The sequence below is a fragment of the Glaciibacter superstes DSM 21135 genome (genome assembly GCF_000421145.1).
Classification (GTDB): domain Bacteria; phylum Actinomycetota; class Actinomycetes; order Actinomycetales; family Microbacteriaceae; genus Cryobacterium; species Cryobacterium superstes.
In genome coordinates this window covers 153007-170362 of sequence record NZ_ATWH01000003.1, presented here as the reverse complement: position 1 = coordinate 170362, position 17356 = coordinate 153007, and the positions used below count along the sequence as shown (strand labels likewise).

Sequence of the window (17356 nt, the reverse complement as noted above, 5' to 3'; positions counted from 1 at the left end):
AGGCGGCAGTGACCAGAAGACTGCCGTCAGCGCCCCCGAACCTGCCGGGCTTCTCCTACGTGCGGGCACTCGGTTCCGGCGGCTTCGCCGACGTCTTCCTGTTCGAGCAGAACATGCCACGGCGGCAGGTTGCGGTGAAGGTGCTGCTGGCCGAAGTCGTCAACGACCAGGTCAGGCAGCTGTTCCAGGCCGAGGCGAATCTGATGGCCCAGCTCAGTTCGCACCCGGCGATCCTGACGGTCTTCCAGGCGAGTGTCTCGGCGGACGGTCGGCCGTACCTGGTCATGGAGTACTGCTCGTCAACGCTCAGTCAGCAATACCGCACCGAACCGCTCGCGGTGCCGGACGTGCTCCGCATCGGGATCAGGATCGCCAGCGCGGTCGAGACGGCACACCGCGGCGGTGTGCTTCACCGCGACATCAAACCCTCGAACATCCTGGTGACGGCCTATGGGCATCCGGTGCTCTCCGACTTCGGCATCGCGGCGACCCTCAGCGAAGCAGACAACGCAGAGGCGGTTGGGCTGTCGATACCCTGGTCGGCGCCGGAGGTGCTGCTTGAAGAGGTCTCCGGTTCGGTCGCGGCAGAAGTCTGGTCGATCGCCGCCACCCTGTACTCCCTCCTCGCTGGGCGTTCGCCCTTCGAGGAGGCTGGCAGCCAGAACACCTCTGCGGAGCTGATGTCCCGCATCGTCAAAGCCCGGGTACCGCCGATCGGACGGGCGGATGTGCCGGCGCGCCTCGAACTGATCCTGACCAGGGCGATGTCCAGGCGTCCGGACGCCCGTCCGCGCAGCGTTCTCGAGCTGATCAGGGAGCTGCAGTCCGTCGAGGCGGAACTCGATCTCCCCCAGACGCAGCTCGAGGTCGCGATGGCCGACTGGGCGAACCACACCCCAGCGGATGCGGATGACAAGACCCGCATCACCGGCATGAACTCGATTGACCCCCATGTTCAGCGACGCAGGCGGAAACCGGCCCAAGCAGCAGGAGGGGCAGGGTCTTCGCGCGGACGGAGCATGCTCGGCGGTTCGGCGCCTGGAAGCAATTCGCTCACTCGCACGAGGACGAAGCCTCGGCGCACCGCCGCGACCCGGAGCCTGCTTGCCGCGGCCGTGCTCGTTGTTGTCATCGCGGCGACCGCGGTGTTCCTCTTTGTTCGCGCCAGCGCCGGACCGATCCCTGCCGTCAACAATATTGAGGGCGTCGCATCGGGTGACACAGTTGTATTCACCTGGCCGGACCCCGGTGTCGCTGCGGACGACAGTTATGTGGTCACACTGCCAGACGGGGCGAGCAGTATCCAGCGCGCCCGCGAGTTCAGCATCGACGCCGCAGACGTTTCCCGTGTCTGCATCACCGTGGCCGTCAACCGTGCAGGCAAGACCGGGGCGCCGAGCGGTGAGAAGTGTGTCGAGACGCCGGAGGCCGGCAGTCAGTGATCCGACAATGGTTCAGGGCCCATCGGTCGGGATTCATCACGGCGACCAGTGTGAGCGCCGTGGTGGCGGTGGTCGCTTCGGTTGCACTCACCTCCGGCGGGTACACCGCGCAGCGGGTGGACCTGGGTGACGCCGCCGTCTGGGTGACGAACGAAGTTCGCCAGGTGCTTGGGCGGGCCAATACTGAGGTCAACGAACTCAACACCGTCGTCGCGGCCGGGAGCACGGCACTCGATGTGGTGCAGGACGGCCACAGTGTTGTTGTCATCGATCGTGGCAACAGCGCCATCGACATCATTGATCCTGCCACGGCTGAAATCGCGGCGAGTGTTCCCCTTCCCCCAGATGACCCCGCGGTGATGCTGGCGGACGACAGGGCGGTCATCGCCTCAGATGGCAACGTCTGGACCCTTCCAGTGCAACAGCTGGAGACCTTCGACAGCGCGTCAGAACCAGACCTCTCCCTCGGCAGTGGTTCCGTCGCAAGTCTGGGTGCGACCGGCATTTACTCGTCGTTCACCCCGTCGACCGGGATACTCTCGCGCTTCGACACGGGCGAAGGCGACACCGTCTCCGACACGACCGACGTGAAGGCCGGCTCGGCCGACGACGAATATCAGCTGTCGAGCACGGGAGACGACTGGGTTCTGCTGAACGTCACGACCGGCATGCTGTACTACCCGGGCGGTGACCAGGACGTCTCCGGCCTCATCGGCCCAGGAAGCGACCCCGTCCTCCAGCAGCCGAGCAGCGTGGTCGGTCACGTGTTGATCGCGCACCGCGGTGGGTTGGTCGACGTGAGCCTGTCTGGTTCGCCGCCGGAAGTGATCGTCTCCGACCGAGATGGAGAACCGGCCGCACCTGTTGTGCTTGAGAAGTGCTCGTACGCCGCGTGGACGGATGCCGGTGCCTGGCGATCCTGCCGGGGAGCTGAGTCGAGCAGCGACGTGGCGACGCTCGATTCGGTTGCGGGCGACGCGAGACTCGAATTCCGCGTCAACGGCGAGGCGCTGGTGCTCAACGACGCCCATACCGGCGATGCCTGGGCCGTGCAGCAGAACAATCAGCTCATCGACAATTGGGCCGAGCTGATCGACGCCGACCAGGATGAGGAACAGGTCGAAGAGAACCGCGACGACATTCCGCCAGAGCTGGAGAAGGCGCAGCAACCGCCGGTTGCCGAAGCCGACGAATTCGGGGCCAGACCAGGCAGGTCGACCGTGCTCCCTGTGCTGCTGAACGACTACGACGCGAACAATGATGTGCTGGGCATCGCCGGCACTGACGCTCTTCCAGCCGAACAGGGAAGCCTTGAAGTCGTCGGTGATGGCCAGCAGCTGCAGCTGAAACTGCCGGCGTCGGCATCCGGAATCGTGTCGTTCACCTACACCATCACCGACGGGCGCGGCGGGGAGGCAACCGCAACCGTGGCCGTCACGGTGCGTGGAGACGATGAGAATTCCCCGCCGGCCCAGGCTCGCGCCACGCACGCGAGCGTGCAGAGCGATGGGCGGGTCGACACCGATGTACTCGGAGACTGGGTCGACCCGGACGGCGACCCGTACTATCTGGCGTCTGCTGCGGCGTCGGGCGCCGACCAGGTCGTCTACACCCCTGAGGGCTCTGTCGTTTTTACCGACATGGGCGCCGCCGAGGAGGAACGACACGTGGGACTCGTCGTCTCCGACGGCACCGACATCGGCTCGGGGTCGCTCGTCGTGACCGTCCGCCCTGCTGGTTCCGTGCCGATCATTGCGGAGTCGTTCCTGGCCACCGCGACGGCGGGAACCGAGGTGACGGTGTCCCCGCTCGAACACGCGCACGGCGGATCGGCCCCCCTGAAGCTCAGCAGCGTCCCGTCCAAGCCCGACGTCACGATCGCCCCCAACTTCAACCAGGGCACCTTCCGATTCCTTGCACCGGCCCCAGGCGTGTATTACGTGGAGTACGCCGTCACGGACGGAGAGGCCACGGCCGCCGGCCAGGTCAGGGTAGATGTCGCACCTGTGCCCGACGCCAACAGCACCCCGATCACCGTTCCGCACACGGCATTCGTGCGCGGCCAGCGCGCCACGCTCGTCGACGTACTGGCTACGGACTTCGACCCCGCCGGTGGTGTTCTCCTCGTCACCGGAACCACCGATGTCTCTGCAGCGGGCGGCATCCGTGTCGAGATCCTCGACCAGCGGTTGATCCGGGTGACGCTGACGAGGCCGCTCGAGACGGGAACCACCTCGTTCGGGTACCGGGTGAGCAACGGCTTCGCCGAGGCGGATGGCATCGTCACCCTGATCGAGATCCCCGAGCGGCCGGAGAGCCAGGCCCCGATCGCCACGGCTGACACGGTGACGGTACGAATGGGGGATGCCATTGATATCCCGGTGCTGGCCAACGACGAGCACCCGGACGGTGAGGCGCTGTCGCTGCACTCGACACTGACGACAGAACCAGAACCGGGTTCCGGACTGCTGTTCACCTCCGGTACGGTGCTGCGCTATCTCGCTCCCGACAAACCGGGCAATTTCACGGCCGTCTACCGCGTGGATGCGCCGGACGGCCAGTTCGCCAGCGCCCAGGTGCAGATCTCGGTGCGGGAGATCGATGCCGCGTCGAACAATCCGCCGGCGCCGAAGGCCGTGACGGCGCGGGTGCTGGCAGGTGAGAAGGTGCGCATTCCGATTCCGTTGGCCGGGATCGATCCAGACGGGGACTCCGTGAAGCTCCTGGGCCAGGAAACCAACCCGGAGAAGGGCGCTGTCACTGAGGTCGGTACTGATTCGATCACCTACCAGCCTGGCGAGTACTCCGCAGGAACCGACTCGTTCACCTACACGGTCATCGACGGCCTCGGTGCCAGGGCGAGCGGTACGGTCAGGGTGGGAATCAGCCCCAGGCAGGACGGAGCACGCAACCCCGTCGCCGCACCAGACGAGGTTCTGGCCCGGCCAGGCGGGACTGTCTGGGTGCGCGTGCTCGGGAACGACTCAGACCCGGACGGCGGCGAACTGGTGGTGACGGAGGTGGAAGCCGCAGGATCCGACGGCTCTGCCTCCGATGGCACTGCTTCGGTTGACGGCGACGCCGTCAAGGTCAGCGTGCCGAAAACCGAAGGCCGTTACGGCTTCATCTACGAGATCCAGAACGAGCGTGGAGGCACGAGTTCGAACTTCCTCACGGTGGTGGCGAGCGCGGATGCGCCGTTGGCCAGGCCAGATGCCCACGACACCGTGCTCGGGCTCTCCGACATCCTGGACCGCAAGACTATCGACGTCGACGTACTCGCCAATGTCTTCTTTGCCGACGGCCCGTCGTCCAGCCTCGAACTGTCGGTGCTGCCCGGATATCGCGAACGGGCGTCCATCACGGCAGCAGGGCGGGTCAGGGTGACCATCGCAGATGAGAGCCAGATCGTTCCGTTCGCCGTCAGCCACCCAGACGACGCTTCGGTGGTCTCCTACGCCTTCATCTGGGTTCCCGGCTTCGATGATGCCCTTCCGCAACTGAAGAAGGATGCCAAGGATCTTCGGATTCCGAGCGGGTCGACGCTCACCATCGCGGTCAACGACTTTGTCGTTGCGGCGTCTGGCAAGAAGGTGCGCCTGACCGACGCCAGCATTGTGCGGGCGACGCACGCAGACGGAACGTCGCTGGTGAAGGATGCCGGAACGCTGGTCTTCGCCAGTGCCGACAAGTATTTCGGACCGGCATCCATCTCGTTTGAAGTCACTGACGGCGCATCGGCCGACGCGAAGGATGCCAGGACGGCAACGATCGTCCTGCCGATCGAGGTCACTCCGCGCGACAACCAGCCCCCGGCATTCGGCGGGGCACTCATCGAGGTTCAGCCAGACGGGGAGCGGGTGCTCGACCTGGTCAAGCTCACAACCTACCCGTACCCCGACGACCTGGCGGCCCTGCGATATCAGGTTCTCGAGCCGAAGCCCGAAGGGTTCACCTGGTCGCTCGACGGGCAGAAGCTGACCATCAAGGCAGTGGCGGGAACGCGGAAGGGGTCACAGAGCGCCCTGACCATCGGCGTTTCCGACGACGCAGGCGATGGCAGGGCGGGGCGCATAGACCTGCGCGTCGTCGCCTCAACGCGACCCCTGGCAGTACCAGCGGCCGACACGGCCATTGCACCGCGAGGCCAGAGCACCCCGGTTGACGTACTCGCCAATGACGGCGCAACGAACCCGTTCCCAGCTGTCCCTCTCTCCGTGGTAGCAGTGCGAGGCCTTGACAGCGCCTCGCTGCCTGCGGGTGTCGCGATCACGCCGAGCGCCGACAACAGCACCCTCTCCGTTCGGGTGGCCGACGACGCGCCGGCCGTTGACACCAACCTGCAATACCAGGTTGCAGATGCCACCGGGGACCCGGACCGATACGCATGGGGCACGGTGCGCATCTCTGTGCAGGACAAGCCGGACCCGGTGACCGGACTGCGAATGACCGGCTTCGGGGACGGCACGCTCACTCTGGCGTTCAACCCCGGCGCCTACAACAACTCGCCGATCAGCGGGTACGAGGTCACGCTGCGGGGCATGTCAGGCAACCCGGTCGGCACCACAGTCTGCCAGTCGACGACCTGCACCATAACCACCCGGGGCAATGGCCAGGACAACGCCGTGACCGTGTCCGTTGCCGCCCGCAACGCCATCGGTCTGTCTGCGCCGACGACGCTGGGCAGTCCGGTTTGGTCTGACGTTGTGCCGGCCGCACCCACCGGCATGAAGGCGGCTCCACTCGACGGCGCGCTCCGGGTGAGTTGGGACACCGTCGCGGTTGCCGGGGCGGGTACTGCGGTACGCAGGTACCAGGTCATCGTGAACGGTGCAGAACAGCAGGTCGCCGCCAGTGGCCCGTCGTGCACCGCGGCATCCTGCAGCATCGATGTCGGCGGACTGTCCAACGGCACCGAAGTGCCGGTTTCCGTCACACCGATGAACGACGCGTACCCGGCGCTCGCCGCCTGGAACCACGCAGACGCGAATGGCATACCGTACGGTGCCCCGCGCGCCGCACGAATCTGGGCGGACAGCAACGCGGGCGACGGCACCGTAACGGTGTCGTGGGATCGGTTCGACCCCAATGGCAACGCCGTCGGAGGCTATTACGTGCAACGGCTGTCGAGCGGTCAGGTGCCGACCGGCCCGCAGGCGTGCGCGGTCGGCACACCTGCGCCTGGGACCGTGAAAGCGCCGACCATAGGTGGTGCGGTCGAGGAACAGGCGACTGTCTCCGGGGATACGACAAGCTACAAGTTCACGAATCTTACGACGACCGGCGCCACCTACTACTTCGTCGTCTGGGGTTACAACGGCGCGGCCTGTGTGAACTCCCCGGTCACCGAACGGGTTGTCCTCCGCCCCGCGCCCGGACCGGTGGAAGGCGTCGAAGGCAGCATGGCAAACAGGGGCCAGGCGTGGGACTACCAGGTGACCGGCGTCTCCGGAGGTTTCAGCAGCTACCGCATTCGCAAGGTGGCCGACACCGGTGATGGCGCGCAGTTCAGCGGTAGCGGCTGGCCACGGGAGATCCTCGGACTGCCGTTCGGTGCCGCTGCCCAGTTCCAACTGCGCGGCTGCACCTTCTGGGGAAGCTGTGGGGACTGGACCACGTTCACCGCAGACGAGGCCTCAGTCGACCTGACGGTGACCGGAGTCGCGTACGACCCTGCAACGGGAGTCGTCAGCTGGACCAACGGGCCCGCCAATCCAGGGATGGTCGCCGACTACCGGTGCTTCGCGCTGGATGCGCCGGATGCTGTCGGTACCGCCGTTGACGGCGCCACGACCTGCACCGTGCCAGGACCGTACCCGACAACGGGTACAGTACGGCTGAGCGTAACCGTCGACGGTCAGTCCTTCGACTACGACAAGTAACCCCGGCCGACGTACGCACTCGACGGACCCAGCGAGACGAGAGATACCGCGCAATGATGATGACCCCAGAGCAGGCCACCCAGTTCGCCGACGTCTTCGAACGGCTGGTGCGCGGGGTCGACCAGGTGCTGCTGGGCAAGCAGCACGTCATCCGACTGTCGTTCACCGCGCTGCTCAGCGAGGGTCACCTGCTTCTCGAAGATGTGCCAGGCACGGGGAAGACCTCGCTGGCCAGAGCCATGGCCCAGAGCGTGCGGGGGATCGGCAACCGCGTGCAGTTCACGCCTGACCTCCTCCCTGGCGACATCACCGGAGTGAGCATCTACGACCAGTCGACCGGGGCGTTCGAGTTTCACCGTGGACCGGTGTTCGCGAACATCGTGCTCGCCGACGAGATCAACCGCGCGAGCCCGAAGACCCAGGCGGCACTACTCGAGGTGATGGAGGAGGGCCAGGTCACCGCTGATGGCGTGACTCACCCGGTGGCGGCACCGTTCATGGTGATCGCCACCCAGAACCCGATCGAACAGGCGGGCACCTACCGCCTGCCTGAGGCGCAACTCGACCGTTTCATCATGAAGGCTTCGATCGGATACCCTGACCACTCGTCGACCATCCGAATTCTCGAGGGAGCCGATCAACGCGCCCACGATGTTGTCGTGCCCGCGGTGATCTCCGCCGAGTCGGTCGTCGAACTGGCAGCGCTTGCTCGCACGGTGTTCGTCGACGCCGCGATCAACGACTACGTGTCGAGGCTCATCGAGGCAACCCGCGTTGCACGGGAGACGAGGCTCGGCGCCAGCGTGCGCGGCGCACTCGCCCTGGTGCGGACGGCGAAGACGCTCGCAGCGGCAAACGGCAGGCACTACGTCATCCCAGACGACGTCAAGGCGTTGGCTGAGCCTGTTCTCGCTCACCGGCTGGTTCTCGACGCTGAGGCTGAGTTCGACGGGGTCACCGCATCGAGTGTCATCGCCCAGATCCTGCTCGAGACCCCGCCGCCGAATGAACGGCCCCAGGTGTGAGCCAGGCTGCGGCGACCTCTGGCGGCGACGGCTTCCTGGCCGACGCCGTCGTTCGTTGCGTGCGAGCCTGGCGCTCAGCCAGGACGCTGGTCACCACCGGTGCGCGCGTTGTCGGGTCAGTTGTCACGGGGATGGGCTGGAGCGTGCTCGCCGCCGTCGTGGTGTCGTTTGTGCTCGGGTACACGCTCGGCTGGCTCGAACTCGTTGCGATCGCCTGGGCCGGGCTGGTCCTTGTTCTCGCGACGGTGCTTTACCTGATCGGGCGCAACGCGTACAGCATCCGTTTGTCCCTGCCGGAGACCAGGGCCGTCGTCGGCGACAGGGTTCTCGGCCAGGTGAGTGTGGTGAACCCGACCAAAGGCCGGCTGCCGGGTGTGAAGGTCGAAGTTCCGATCGGCACCGGGCTTGCGGAGTTCCTCATGCCGAGCCTGCGGCACGGGGCAGAGTTCGAAGACGTGTTCATCGTGCCGACGCGCCGGCGCGGTGTGATTGGAATCGGACCGGTGCGAACAGTTCGCGGCGACCCGATCGGGCTGTTTCGCAAGGAACGCGTCTGGGCAGAGCGGATCTCGTTGTACGTGCACCCGCGCACCATTCCGATTCCGAGCATGAGCACGGGGTTCATCCGCGACCTTGAGGGGATTCCGACCAGGGACCTCACCCCGAGCGACGTCTCGTTCCACGCCCTGCGCGAGTACATGCCGGGGGATGAGCGGCGCACGATCCACTGGAAGAGCACGGCGAAGACCGGCCGGTACATGGTGCGGCAGTTCGAGGAGTCCCGTCGAAGCCACCTGATGGTTGCGCTGAGCCTGGCCGAGTCTGACTACGTGACGGATGACGAGTTCGAGTTGGCTGTGAGCGTCACCGGTTCGCTCGGTGTGCGCGCGATCCGCGATGCCAGGACGGTGTCGGTAGTGGCCAGCGCGCTCACTCCGGAATTCGCCAGGCGCCAGGTGCACACGATGCAGCAGCTCAGCACAGTGACGCGCACTCGGCTCCTAGACGACCTGAGCATCGTCGACCTTTCGAACGCTGCCCTCCCGCTCACCGGGCTGGCGAGCGTGGCGGCGGAGAGCGTCGGTGGTATCTCCGTGGCGTTCCTGGTGTGCGGTTCGGCGACGACCCTCACTCAGCTCCGTGCCGCCTCGACCCGGTTCCCATCGGGCGTCGAGGTTGTTGCGGTGGTCTGCGAGCCGGAAGCAGTTCCCCGCATGAACCGGGTCGCCGAACTGAGCGTGCTCACCATCGGCTTCCTGGAAGACCTCCAGAAGAGTCTCGCCAGGCGGAGCGCGGCATGACCGGACGCCGCACGCAACGCAAGGCCAGGCGCAGGCACAACGGGGGTCTGGTCGTGGGGAACACCATCGCCCTGGCCGTGACGACAATGGTCGCGGCCTGGACCTTCTGGCCGGTGTACCAGAGCAGCCAGTTTGTCGTCGTGGTGGCTGCGGCTTTCGCGCTCGGCGCGCTGATTGCCATCCTCGGCGCGGCCTGGGGCTGGCCGGGGTGGGCGAGCGTTGCGGCGACCGTCGGTGGTTACCTGCTCGTGGGCGTTCCGCTCGCTATCCCCGGGCTCGCGATAGGGAAGGTCTTGCCGTCCGCTGACGGAATTGTCGAGCTGATCGCCGCGAGCGCTCTCAGCTGGAAGCAGCTGGTGACGATCGTGCTTCCGGTCGGTGACTACCAGTCCCTGCTGGTGCCCCTTCTCATCCTGGTGCTTGTTTCGACGGTGATCGGACTGTCGATCGCCGTGCGTTCACAGCACGGCGAGTTGGCGGTACTGGCGCCCATCGCGGTGTTCCTGGCCGGCATCGCACTCGGCCCAACCGAGGCATCATTTCCGGTGGAGGTCGGCCTCGCCCTGCTCGTCGGCGTACTCTCCTGGCTGTTGTGGTTGCGCTGGCAGAAGCGGCGCATTGCAGTGCGAATGACCATGCAGCAGTCTCCCGGCACGATCGAATCGCCGGCCGATCGACGGCTTGCCGCTGCCCGGTCGCTCGTCAGTGCCGCCATCATCATCGCCATCGCACTCGCGGCAGGTGCTGCAGGGGCGATTGCGCTTCCGGCGCAGGCGCAGCGAGACGTGGTGCGTGCGAGGGTTCAACAGCCGTTCGACCCGCGAGACTACCCGAGTCCCCTCAGCGGCTTTCGCGCCTACCTGCAGTCAGGGTCTGCCGATGAGCCCCTGCTCACGGTTGACGGGCTGCCGGCCGGAGCGCGACTGCGTATAGCGACGCTCGACAGCTACGACGGGGTCGTCTACGCAGTCGGCAGTGAGGAGGTCGACAGTGCGTCCGGTTCGTTCACGCGCCTGCCGTACCGACTCGACCAGAGCGGAGTGGACGGGATCACGGTGCGCGTTGATGTCACCGTCGACGGATACTCCGGCGCCTGGGTTCCCGGCATCGGCCAGCTGCAGAGCATTGAGTTCACGGGGGACTCCGCCGAAGCGCGACAGGATTCCTTCTACTACAACGACAACAGCGGCACGGCGGCTGTGCTCGGCGGACTGCACGCTGGGGATCGCTACAAGAGCGAGTCGGTCGTCCCCACTGCGCCAGATGATCTCTCTCGCCTGCGGCCGGGGACGGCGACCGTACCGGAGATCGGGATCCTGCCTGCCGGCGTCAGTGACGCCGTGGCACGGTACGTCAACGCCGATGACCCTCCCGGCGTTCAGCTCCAGGCCGCCATCGACGGACTCCGCGCCGAGGGGTACATCAGCCACGGTGGTGACCACGAACCGGTCAGCAGATCAGGACACGGTGCCGACCGCATTGCCCAGTTGTTCGCGGAACGGCCGATGCTCGGCGACGAGGAACAGTATTCAGTGGCCGCCGCACTGATCGCCCGCGAGCTCGGATTTCCGGCGAGGGTCGTCATCGGCTTCGCACCAGATGCAGCGGGAGACGCCCCTGTCACGATGACCGGTGCAGACATCAGTGCCTGGATCGAAGTCCAGGCCGCAGGGGCGGGCTGGCTGGCCATCGACCCGACACCACCCGTGCGAGATGTTCCGGCGAAGGAGCCCGACGACCCCACCGTTGTGGCCAGGCCGCAATCTGTCGTGCCGCCCCCCGCCGAGGACCCGCTCCCTGAACGCGACCTGACTCCGCCGGAGAACACACAGAAGGATCCGCCTGCGCCACCGAATCCGTGGCTGGCATTCCTCGGCACAGCCCTCGTCGTCGCCGGCTGGTCGATTCTCGCACTGGCTATCCTGCTCGCGCCGTTCCTGGCGGTCATCGCCGCCAAGGTGCGGCGCAGGAGACTCCGCTCCACGGAGTCGGACACCGGGCGTCGCATCAGCGGTGGGTGGAGAGAGTTCGCGGACACCGCCGTCGACTACGGCATCGAAGCGCCCGCCGCCGCGACACGAACCGAGTTTGCAGAAGCCGCCGGCGGTATGCGGCCGCTGGTACTGGCATCCGTTGTCGATCGTGCCGTATTCTCGCCGGAGGGAGGAACCGGAGCGGACGCCGACGAAGTGTGGCGCACGGTGGACGAGTTGCGCCGGTCGTTCGGCGAAGGACGCACGCGCGTCCAGCGCCTCCGGGCGCGGCTCTCGCTGCGCTCGTTCCGTGGGTACGCTGGAGATGCCGGTGGTTCCGTTACCCGAAGTCCGAGCGCAGGCAGACTCGGTGAACACGGTGCCGGTGAACACAGTGCAGGTGAAGACAGTGCCGGTACCGGCGGAGAAGGAGCGCGGCCGTGAAGTGCCGGATTTGTCAGTCTGAACTACCGGTCGGTGCGATGTTCTGCGGCGAGTGCGGCAGCTCTACGACGGCGACTCCGCTGACGAGGAAGCGCCCAGACCCGCGTCCGTCTGACACGACGATCATCCTGCCGCTGCCACCGGCTTTCATCTCGGTGCCAGTGGAGGTACCGGTGCCGACGCCGACGTTCGATGTGCCGGCATCAGAGGCGCCGCTGCCGGGCGCTCAGGTTCCGGCTGCGCCAGTGCCAGGCGTCGAGGTGGCGGGCGTTCCAGTACAGGATGTTCAGGTGCCGGATGTTCCCGTGGCGACGCCCGCCGTCGTGCCGGTCGCGTCTGGGCCGGCAGGTGAGACGTTCGTGCTGCAGTTCAGCACTGGCGAGACTGTGTCGGTGACAGGGTCTGGCCTGATCGGGCGACGTCCGCTCCCGCAGCCGACCGAGTACTTCGATCACCTCATCCAGGTCGCCGATGTCGGGATGTCGGTGTCGAAGAGCCATCTGGAGTTCGGCCAGCACGACGGCGAGCTCTGGGTCAGCGACCGGTTTTCCGGAAACGGCACCGTCGTGCGCCGGAGTGACGGAACGTCGCTGCGGTGTGAGCCGGGGCGACGCTATCTGGTACCGCGCGGTTCGCGGGTGGAGATCGCGGACCAGTTCTTCGTCGTCACCTGACTCACGCGCCCGGATCTCTGCTGGCCCCGGAGCGAGCGCCAGCGAGAGTCTCAGAAATCCGGCGGCCCGGCCTGTGGAACCGAAGTCCCTCTAAAACACGGGCCTGGGCAGAGTTCTCCCGGGCGACTCAGCCGGCTTGTTTCTGACGGTCGGAGCCTCGGGCTCGGGTGATGAGTGGGCAGCCAGGCCCATACCCCAGCTCCCGGAACGACCGCCGGGCGATCTCGCCGGCGATCCATGCCGCAAGCTTCCCACATCCGAAAGTATGTTCGACTAGTTCTTTCAACCTTCTTTTGGGCGAATAGCGGCCTGCTCAGCGGCGAGGCACCGTCCCGCCCTCCACAGAAGGGCGGCGAGACGATTCATCCACCGATTGAGTTCTCCCGCTCCGCCCCGCGTGAGAGTTCTGGTCTACTCGAAACCGTGACCATGATCGACGAACCGGTCAGGCTGCCCACCCGGCCAGCCGACCCCGCTCCCGCGCCTTTCCCGGTGATCGCCAGCGTTGCGCCGCTGGTGGTCTCTGGTGTGATTTGGGCAATCACCGGATCGGCGTTCGTCCTGCTGTTTGCAGCACTTGGCCCTGTCATCGCCGTCGCGAGCCTGCTCGACGGGCGTCGATCCAACCGTAGGAACCAAAAGAAAGATGCCGCCGAGTACCAGCACGCCCTCGACGCAGCGTGGACATCCGTGGCGGAACGCCATTCCGCAGAGCGATCGGCCGCGTGGCAACGCCAGCCACGAGCGTCGCGGATTGTGGCCGAAACCGACGTCGATTCTCCGCCGTGGCCGCCGGGTTCCGGAACCTCCGTCTCGATCGGAAGCGGAAGCATCCGTTCGTCGATTCGACTCGAAGGCGGTCGCCCGGATGACGAGCCGGAACTCTGGGCGCAGGCGACAACGCTGAACGATGCTCCCATCATTGCCGATGCCGGGGCAGGAATCGGAATCGTCGGACCCTCAGAGCTCACCCGCGGAGTGGCGCGTGGCATCCTGATTCAACTCGCGCGAGCCGTGCCCCCTGGCCGGCTATCGTTCGAGGTGCACGGGGCATCGTGGGCCTGGGTCGGCGCACTTCCCTATAACGGCCAGGAGCCGGCGGGACAGCAGATCGCCGTCGTCGAACGAGATCTGAACGGTGGCGGGCCCCTTCTGCCCGGCCAGCCCGTCATCGCGCTCTCTCACAGTGTCGCCGGCCTTCCGGCCGGTTGCGCGACGATACTGCAGCTGCACGGTTCACGGGCTGCCGAGGTCGTGCGCTCACCACATTATGAAGCCGGCCTTCGGCTCACGCCCGACCTGATCGGAAGTGCTGAGGCTGCGCGATTTGCCGAACGGCTGCACCGGCAGGCCGCCGAGGCAGGGTTGCTGGGCTACGCCGAAGCACTGCCGGCATCGATTCCCTTCGCCGCGTTACGGCCGGCGACCGTCGATCCGCCTGTCGACAGGTCACAGCGGCAGACAGCCACCTCGCTCGCCTGCGTCATCGGAGTCGGACTGCACGGTGCTGTCACCGTCGACCTCGCAGCTTCCGGCCCACACGCCGTCGTCGGAGGCACGACCGGCAGCGGAAAGAGCGAGCTGCTGGTGACCTGGATCACCGCGCTGGCGAGCACCCTGCCGCCGTCACAGGTCACCTTCCTCCTCGTCGACTTCAAAGGCGGCGCAGCGTTCTCCGCCCTGCGCGTCCTTCCGCACTGCGTCGGCCTCATCACCGACCTCGCAGAGGGGGAGGCCGCACGGGCGCTGGCAAGCCTGAAGGCTGAAATCCGGTTCCGCGAGCGCGTGTTCCGGGATGCCGGCGCCCGCGATGTCAGTGATCCGCAGTTGGCCGGTGCGCTTCCGCGCCTGGTAATTGTAGTCGACGAATTCCAGGCAATGCTCGACACATTCCCCCAGCTGCATACGCTGTTCGTCGATATCGCAGCACGCGGTCGATCGCTCGGGATACACCTGATCCTGTGCACCCAGCGACCGGCCGGAGTGGTGCGCGATGCGCTGCTCGCCAACTGCAGCCTGCGCATCTCACTTCGGGTCAACAACCGCGCAGACAGCCAGGCCGTCATCGGTGCGGATGACGCGGCTGCGATCTCTGCGTCGACGCCGGGTCGGTGCATTATCGAGAATGGAGTCGGTGGCCTGACTGCCTTCCAGGTCGCCACCTGCACGACCGCCGACATCCGTCATGTCGCTGACCAGACACCGGTCGGCGCACTCGTTCGCAGACCCTGGCTTGACCCGCTCCCCGCGACGATCACTGCGGCAGACGTCGCAGCCGTGGATGCTGTCGAGCGCACTGTCGGGGGAGCTGTCGGGGGATCTGCTGATCGCGACGAGGCCGGCTTCCGACTCGGGATCATCGACGACCCAGAGCATCAGCGCTACCGGGTGGCCCGTTGGGACCCTGCCAGCGACGGGCACCTGCTCGTCATCGGTGGCGCAGGCTCCGGAAAGAGCGGACTGGTGCGTTCGCTGGCGTCGCAGTGCCACGCGGTGGGCGAGGCCGGCGAAAGCATCGTGTCTGGCCCGGAGATCGTGTCTGGACTGCAGATCGTATCTGGCCCGGAGGAGGTGTGGGACACGCTGGTTCGTGCACAATCCGCACGTTTGGGTTCTTCTGCACGGCTTGAACTTCTGCTCCTCGACGACTTCGACGCCGCCTACGCGCAGTGGGATCTCGATTACCAGCTCGCGGCAGCCGACCTGCTGGCTGGACTGCTGCGGGGGAGGGGCGCCCACGCCATGGTCGTCACCGTGCAGCGCCTGACCAGCGCGGTCAAGCCCATCGCAGCGCTCTTCCCCCGCCGGATGCTCCTCGGTGTGCCGAACCGAGATGAACACCTCGCCGCGGGAGGCCTCCCAGAGCTGTTCGACCCGGCGATGCCGCCTGGCGGAGGAAGCTGGGACGGACTGCGCTTCCAGCTCCTGGGGCCCGAGCTCGAACCAGTGTCGATCGGCGCGTCGCCCGCGCAGCTCGCTCTGCCCCGTGACACCGGACCCCTCGTCGTCGTGACATCAGCTCCGGTCCGCACCCTGGATCGACTGGCTTCTCGCTGGCCGGATCGTGCCGTGGTCGATCTCAGCGCACCAGGGGACGCCCGCGTGCAGATCGACGTGCCGCAGGCATCCGTTGACACTGTCTTCCTCGGCGACCCGGATGCCTGGCAGGCGAACTGGACGCTGCTGGGTACGCTTCGACGCAGCTGTGGCATCGTGTTCGATGGGTGCAGCCTCGCCGACTACCGATCAATCAGCAGACGAAGAGAACTGCCACCACCACTGTCTCGAGGAGGCGACAAAGTGTGGTTGCTGCAGCCGGACGGGACCGCCATTCGCGCTGAACTCTGACCGCGCTGAACCCTGCACCGGCTGACTGGGAGCCGGATGTCGTGAGGGCTCTAGTTCAGGATGTCCGCCAGCTCGCGGTGTTCCAGCCCGTGGGCTGTGGCAACCGCGCTGTTCACGACGTCACCGCCGAAGGTATTGAGCCCGAGCGCCAGGGACGCGTCGACCCTGAGTGCCTCTTTCCAGCCACGCCCGGCAACCGAGCGCACGTACGGGAGCGTCGCATTGGTGAGCGCGTAGGTTGAGGTGTGCGGAACCGCCCCCGGCATGTTCGCCACACAATAGAACAGCGAGCTGTGCACGGTGAACGTCGGGTCGGCGTGCGTGGTGGCGTGAGAATCGGCGAAGCACCCGCCCTGGTCGACGGCGATGTCCACGAGCACACTGCCGGGGCGCATCCGGGACACCAGCTCGTTGCTGACCAGTTTCGGAGCCTTTGCCCCCGGGATGAGCACGGAGCCGATCACCATGTCGGAGTCGACGACGGCCTTGTCGATCTCGAAGCTGTTCGACGCGATCGTCTTGACCCTGCCGAAGTGCAGGGCATCGAGCTCCCGGAGACGAAACAGATTGGTGTCGAGAACGGTGACCTCTGCTCCGAGGCCAAGCGCGACCTGCATTGCCGCAGTGCCTGCCACCCCTCCGCCGAGCACCGTGATCTTCGCCGGATGCGTGCCAGGAACGCCGGGAACCAGCAGGCCAGGCCCACCGTTGGGCTTCAGCATCGCATTCGCGCCCACGATAGGGGCGAGCCGACCGGCCACCTCGCTCATTGGGGCAAGCAGGGGGAGCGCACGTGAGGGCAGCTGAACGGTCTCATACGCGATCGCCGTGACACCGGCATCCGTCAACGCGGTGGTGAGCTTCGGCGCGGCCGCCAGGTGGAGGTAGGTGAAGAGCACAAGATCGTCGCGAAAGTAGCCGTATTCGCTCTCGATGGGCTCTTTCACCTTGAGCAGGAGCTCCGCACTCGCCCAGATCGCCTGGGCATCGGGGAGGATCGTGGCGCCGGCCGCTTCGTAGCTTTCATCGGTGAGGGAAGATCCGAGACCTGCTCCGGACTGAACCAGAACCTCGTGCCCGTTCGCTACCAGGTCGTGTACGCCGGCCGGGGTGATCGCCACTCTGAACTCGTTGTTCTTGACCTCTGTGGGGATTGCAATTCTCATCGGGCTCCTTCGGACGAGGACAACACTGTCCAAGAGGCCAGCCTACAGGGGGATAACTGCTGTTTTCAGAGGCCGATGCCCGGGCGAGGTACTGATTCCGA

8 protein-coding genes are annotated in these 17356 nt (G+C 66.3%); 7 read left to right on the top strand and 1 reads right to left on the bottom strand.

The window, feature by feature from the left end:
* The first annotated feature begins 8 nt into the window (after window positions 1–8).
* From K323_RS0105090 to K323_RS0105060, 7 genes are all read left to right on the top strand, one after another.
* Window positions 9–1442, top strand: a complete 1434-nt coding sequence (locus K323_RS0105090; protein ID WP_022884209.1) for a serine/threonine-protein kinase — start codon at window positions 9–11, stop codon at window positions 1440–1442.
* Window positions 1439–7324 (top strand): Ig-like domain-containing protein, encoded by a 5886-nt coding sequence (locus K323_RS24345; RefSeq protein WP_022884208.1) that lies wholly within the window; start codon window positions 1439–1441, stop codon window positions 7322–7324. Before K323_RS0105090 ends, K323_RS24345 begins: the two co-directional genes overlap by 4 nt.
* Before the next feature lie 53 nt (window positions 7325–7377).
* Window positions 7378–8349, top strand: coding sequence for an AAA family ATPase (locus tag K323_RS0105080; protein WP_022884207.1), 972 nt, complete (start codon window positions 7378–7380; stop codon window positions 8347–8349).
* Entirely contained in the window at window positions 8346–9650 is a 1305-nt protein-coding gene (locus K323_RS0105075; protein WP_022884206.1) for a DUF58 domain-containing protein, read from the top strand. Before K323_RS0105080 ends, K323_RS0105075 begins: the two co-directional genes overlap by 4 nt.
* Complete coding sequence (locus tag K323_RS24340) at window positions 9647–12067, top strand: transglutaminase-like domain-containing protein (RefSeq protein ID WP_022884205.1); 2421 nt, start codon at window positions 9647–9649, stop codon at window positions 12065–12067. The genes K323_RS0105075 and K323_RS24340 overlap by 4 nt, the downstream gene beginning before the upstream one ends.
* The gene (locus tag K323_RS28765; RefSeq protein ID WP_026851252.1) at window positions 12064–12741 is read left to right on the top strand and encodes an FHA domain-containing protein; all 678 of its coding nucleotides are present in this window, start codon (window positions 12064–12066) and stop codon (window positions 12739–12741) included. The genes K323_RS24340 and K323_RS28765 overlap by 4 nt, the downstream gene beginning before the upstream one ends.
* Window positions 12742–13170: 429 nt before the next feature.
* The gene (locus K323_RS0105060) at window positions 13171–16089 is read left to right on the top strand and encodes an FtsK/SpoIIIE domain-containing protein (protein ID WP_022884203.1); all 2919 of its coding nucleotides are present in this window, start codon (window positions 13171–13173) and stop codon (window positions 16087–16089) included.
* 50 nt (window positions 16090–16139) lie between these two features.
* Here the strand turns inward: K323_RS0105060 and ald are convergent, their stop codons facing one another.
* Window positions 16140–17255, bottom strand: coding sequence for an alanine dehydrogenase (gene ald, locus K323_RS0105055; protein ID WP_022884202.1), 1116 nt, complete (start codon window positions 17253–17255; stop codon window positions 16140–16142).
* Window positions 17256–17356 lie beyond the last annotated feature (101 nt).

Bases quoted from the DNA above. Each gene is read 5' to 3' on its own strand.
- K323_RS24340 (WP_022884205.1), top strand. From the start codon at position 9,647: ATGACCGGACGCCGCACGCAACGCAAGGCCAGGCGCAGGCACAACGGG.
- ald (WP_022884202.1), bottom strand. From the start codon at position 17,255: ATGAGAATTGCAATCCCCACAGAGGTCAAGAACAACGAGTTCAGAGTG.
- K323_RS0105080 (WP_022884207.1), top strand. From the start codon at position 7,378: ATGATGATGACCCCAGAGCAGGCCACCCAGTTCGCCGACGTCTTCGAA.
- K323_RS0105060 (WP_022884203.1), top strand. From the start codon at position 13,171: ATGATCGACGAACCGGTCAGGCTGCCCACCCGGCCAGCCGACCCCGCT.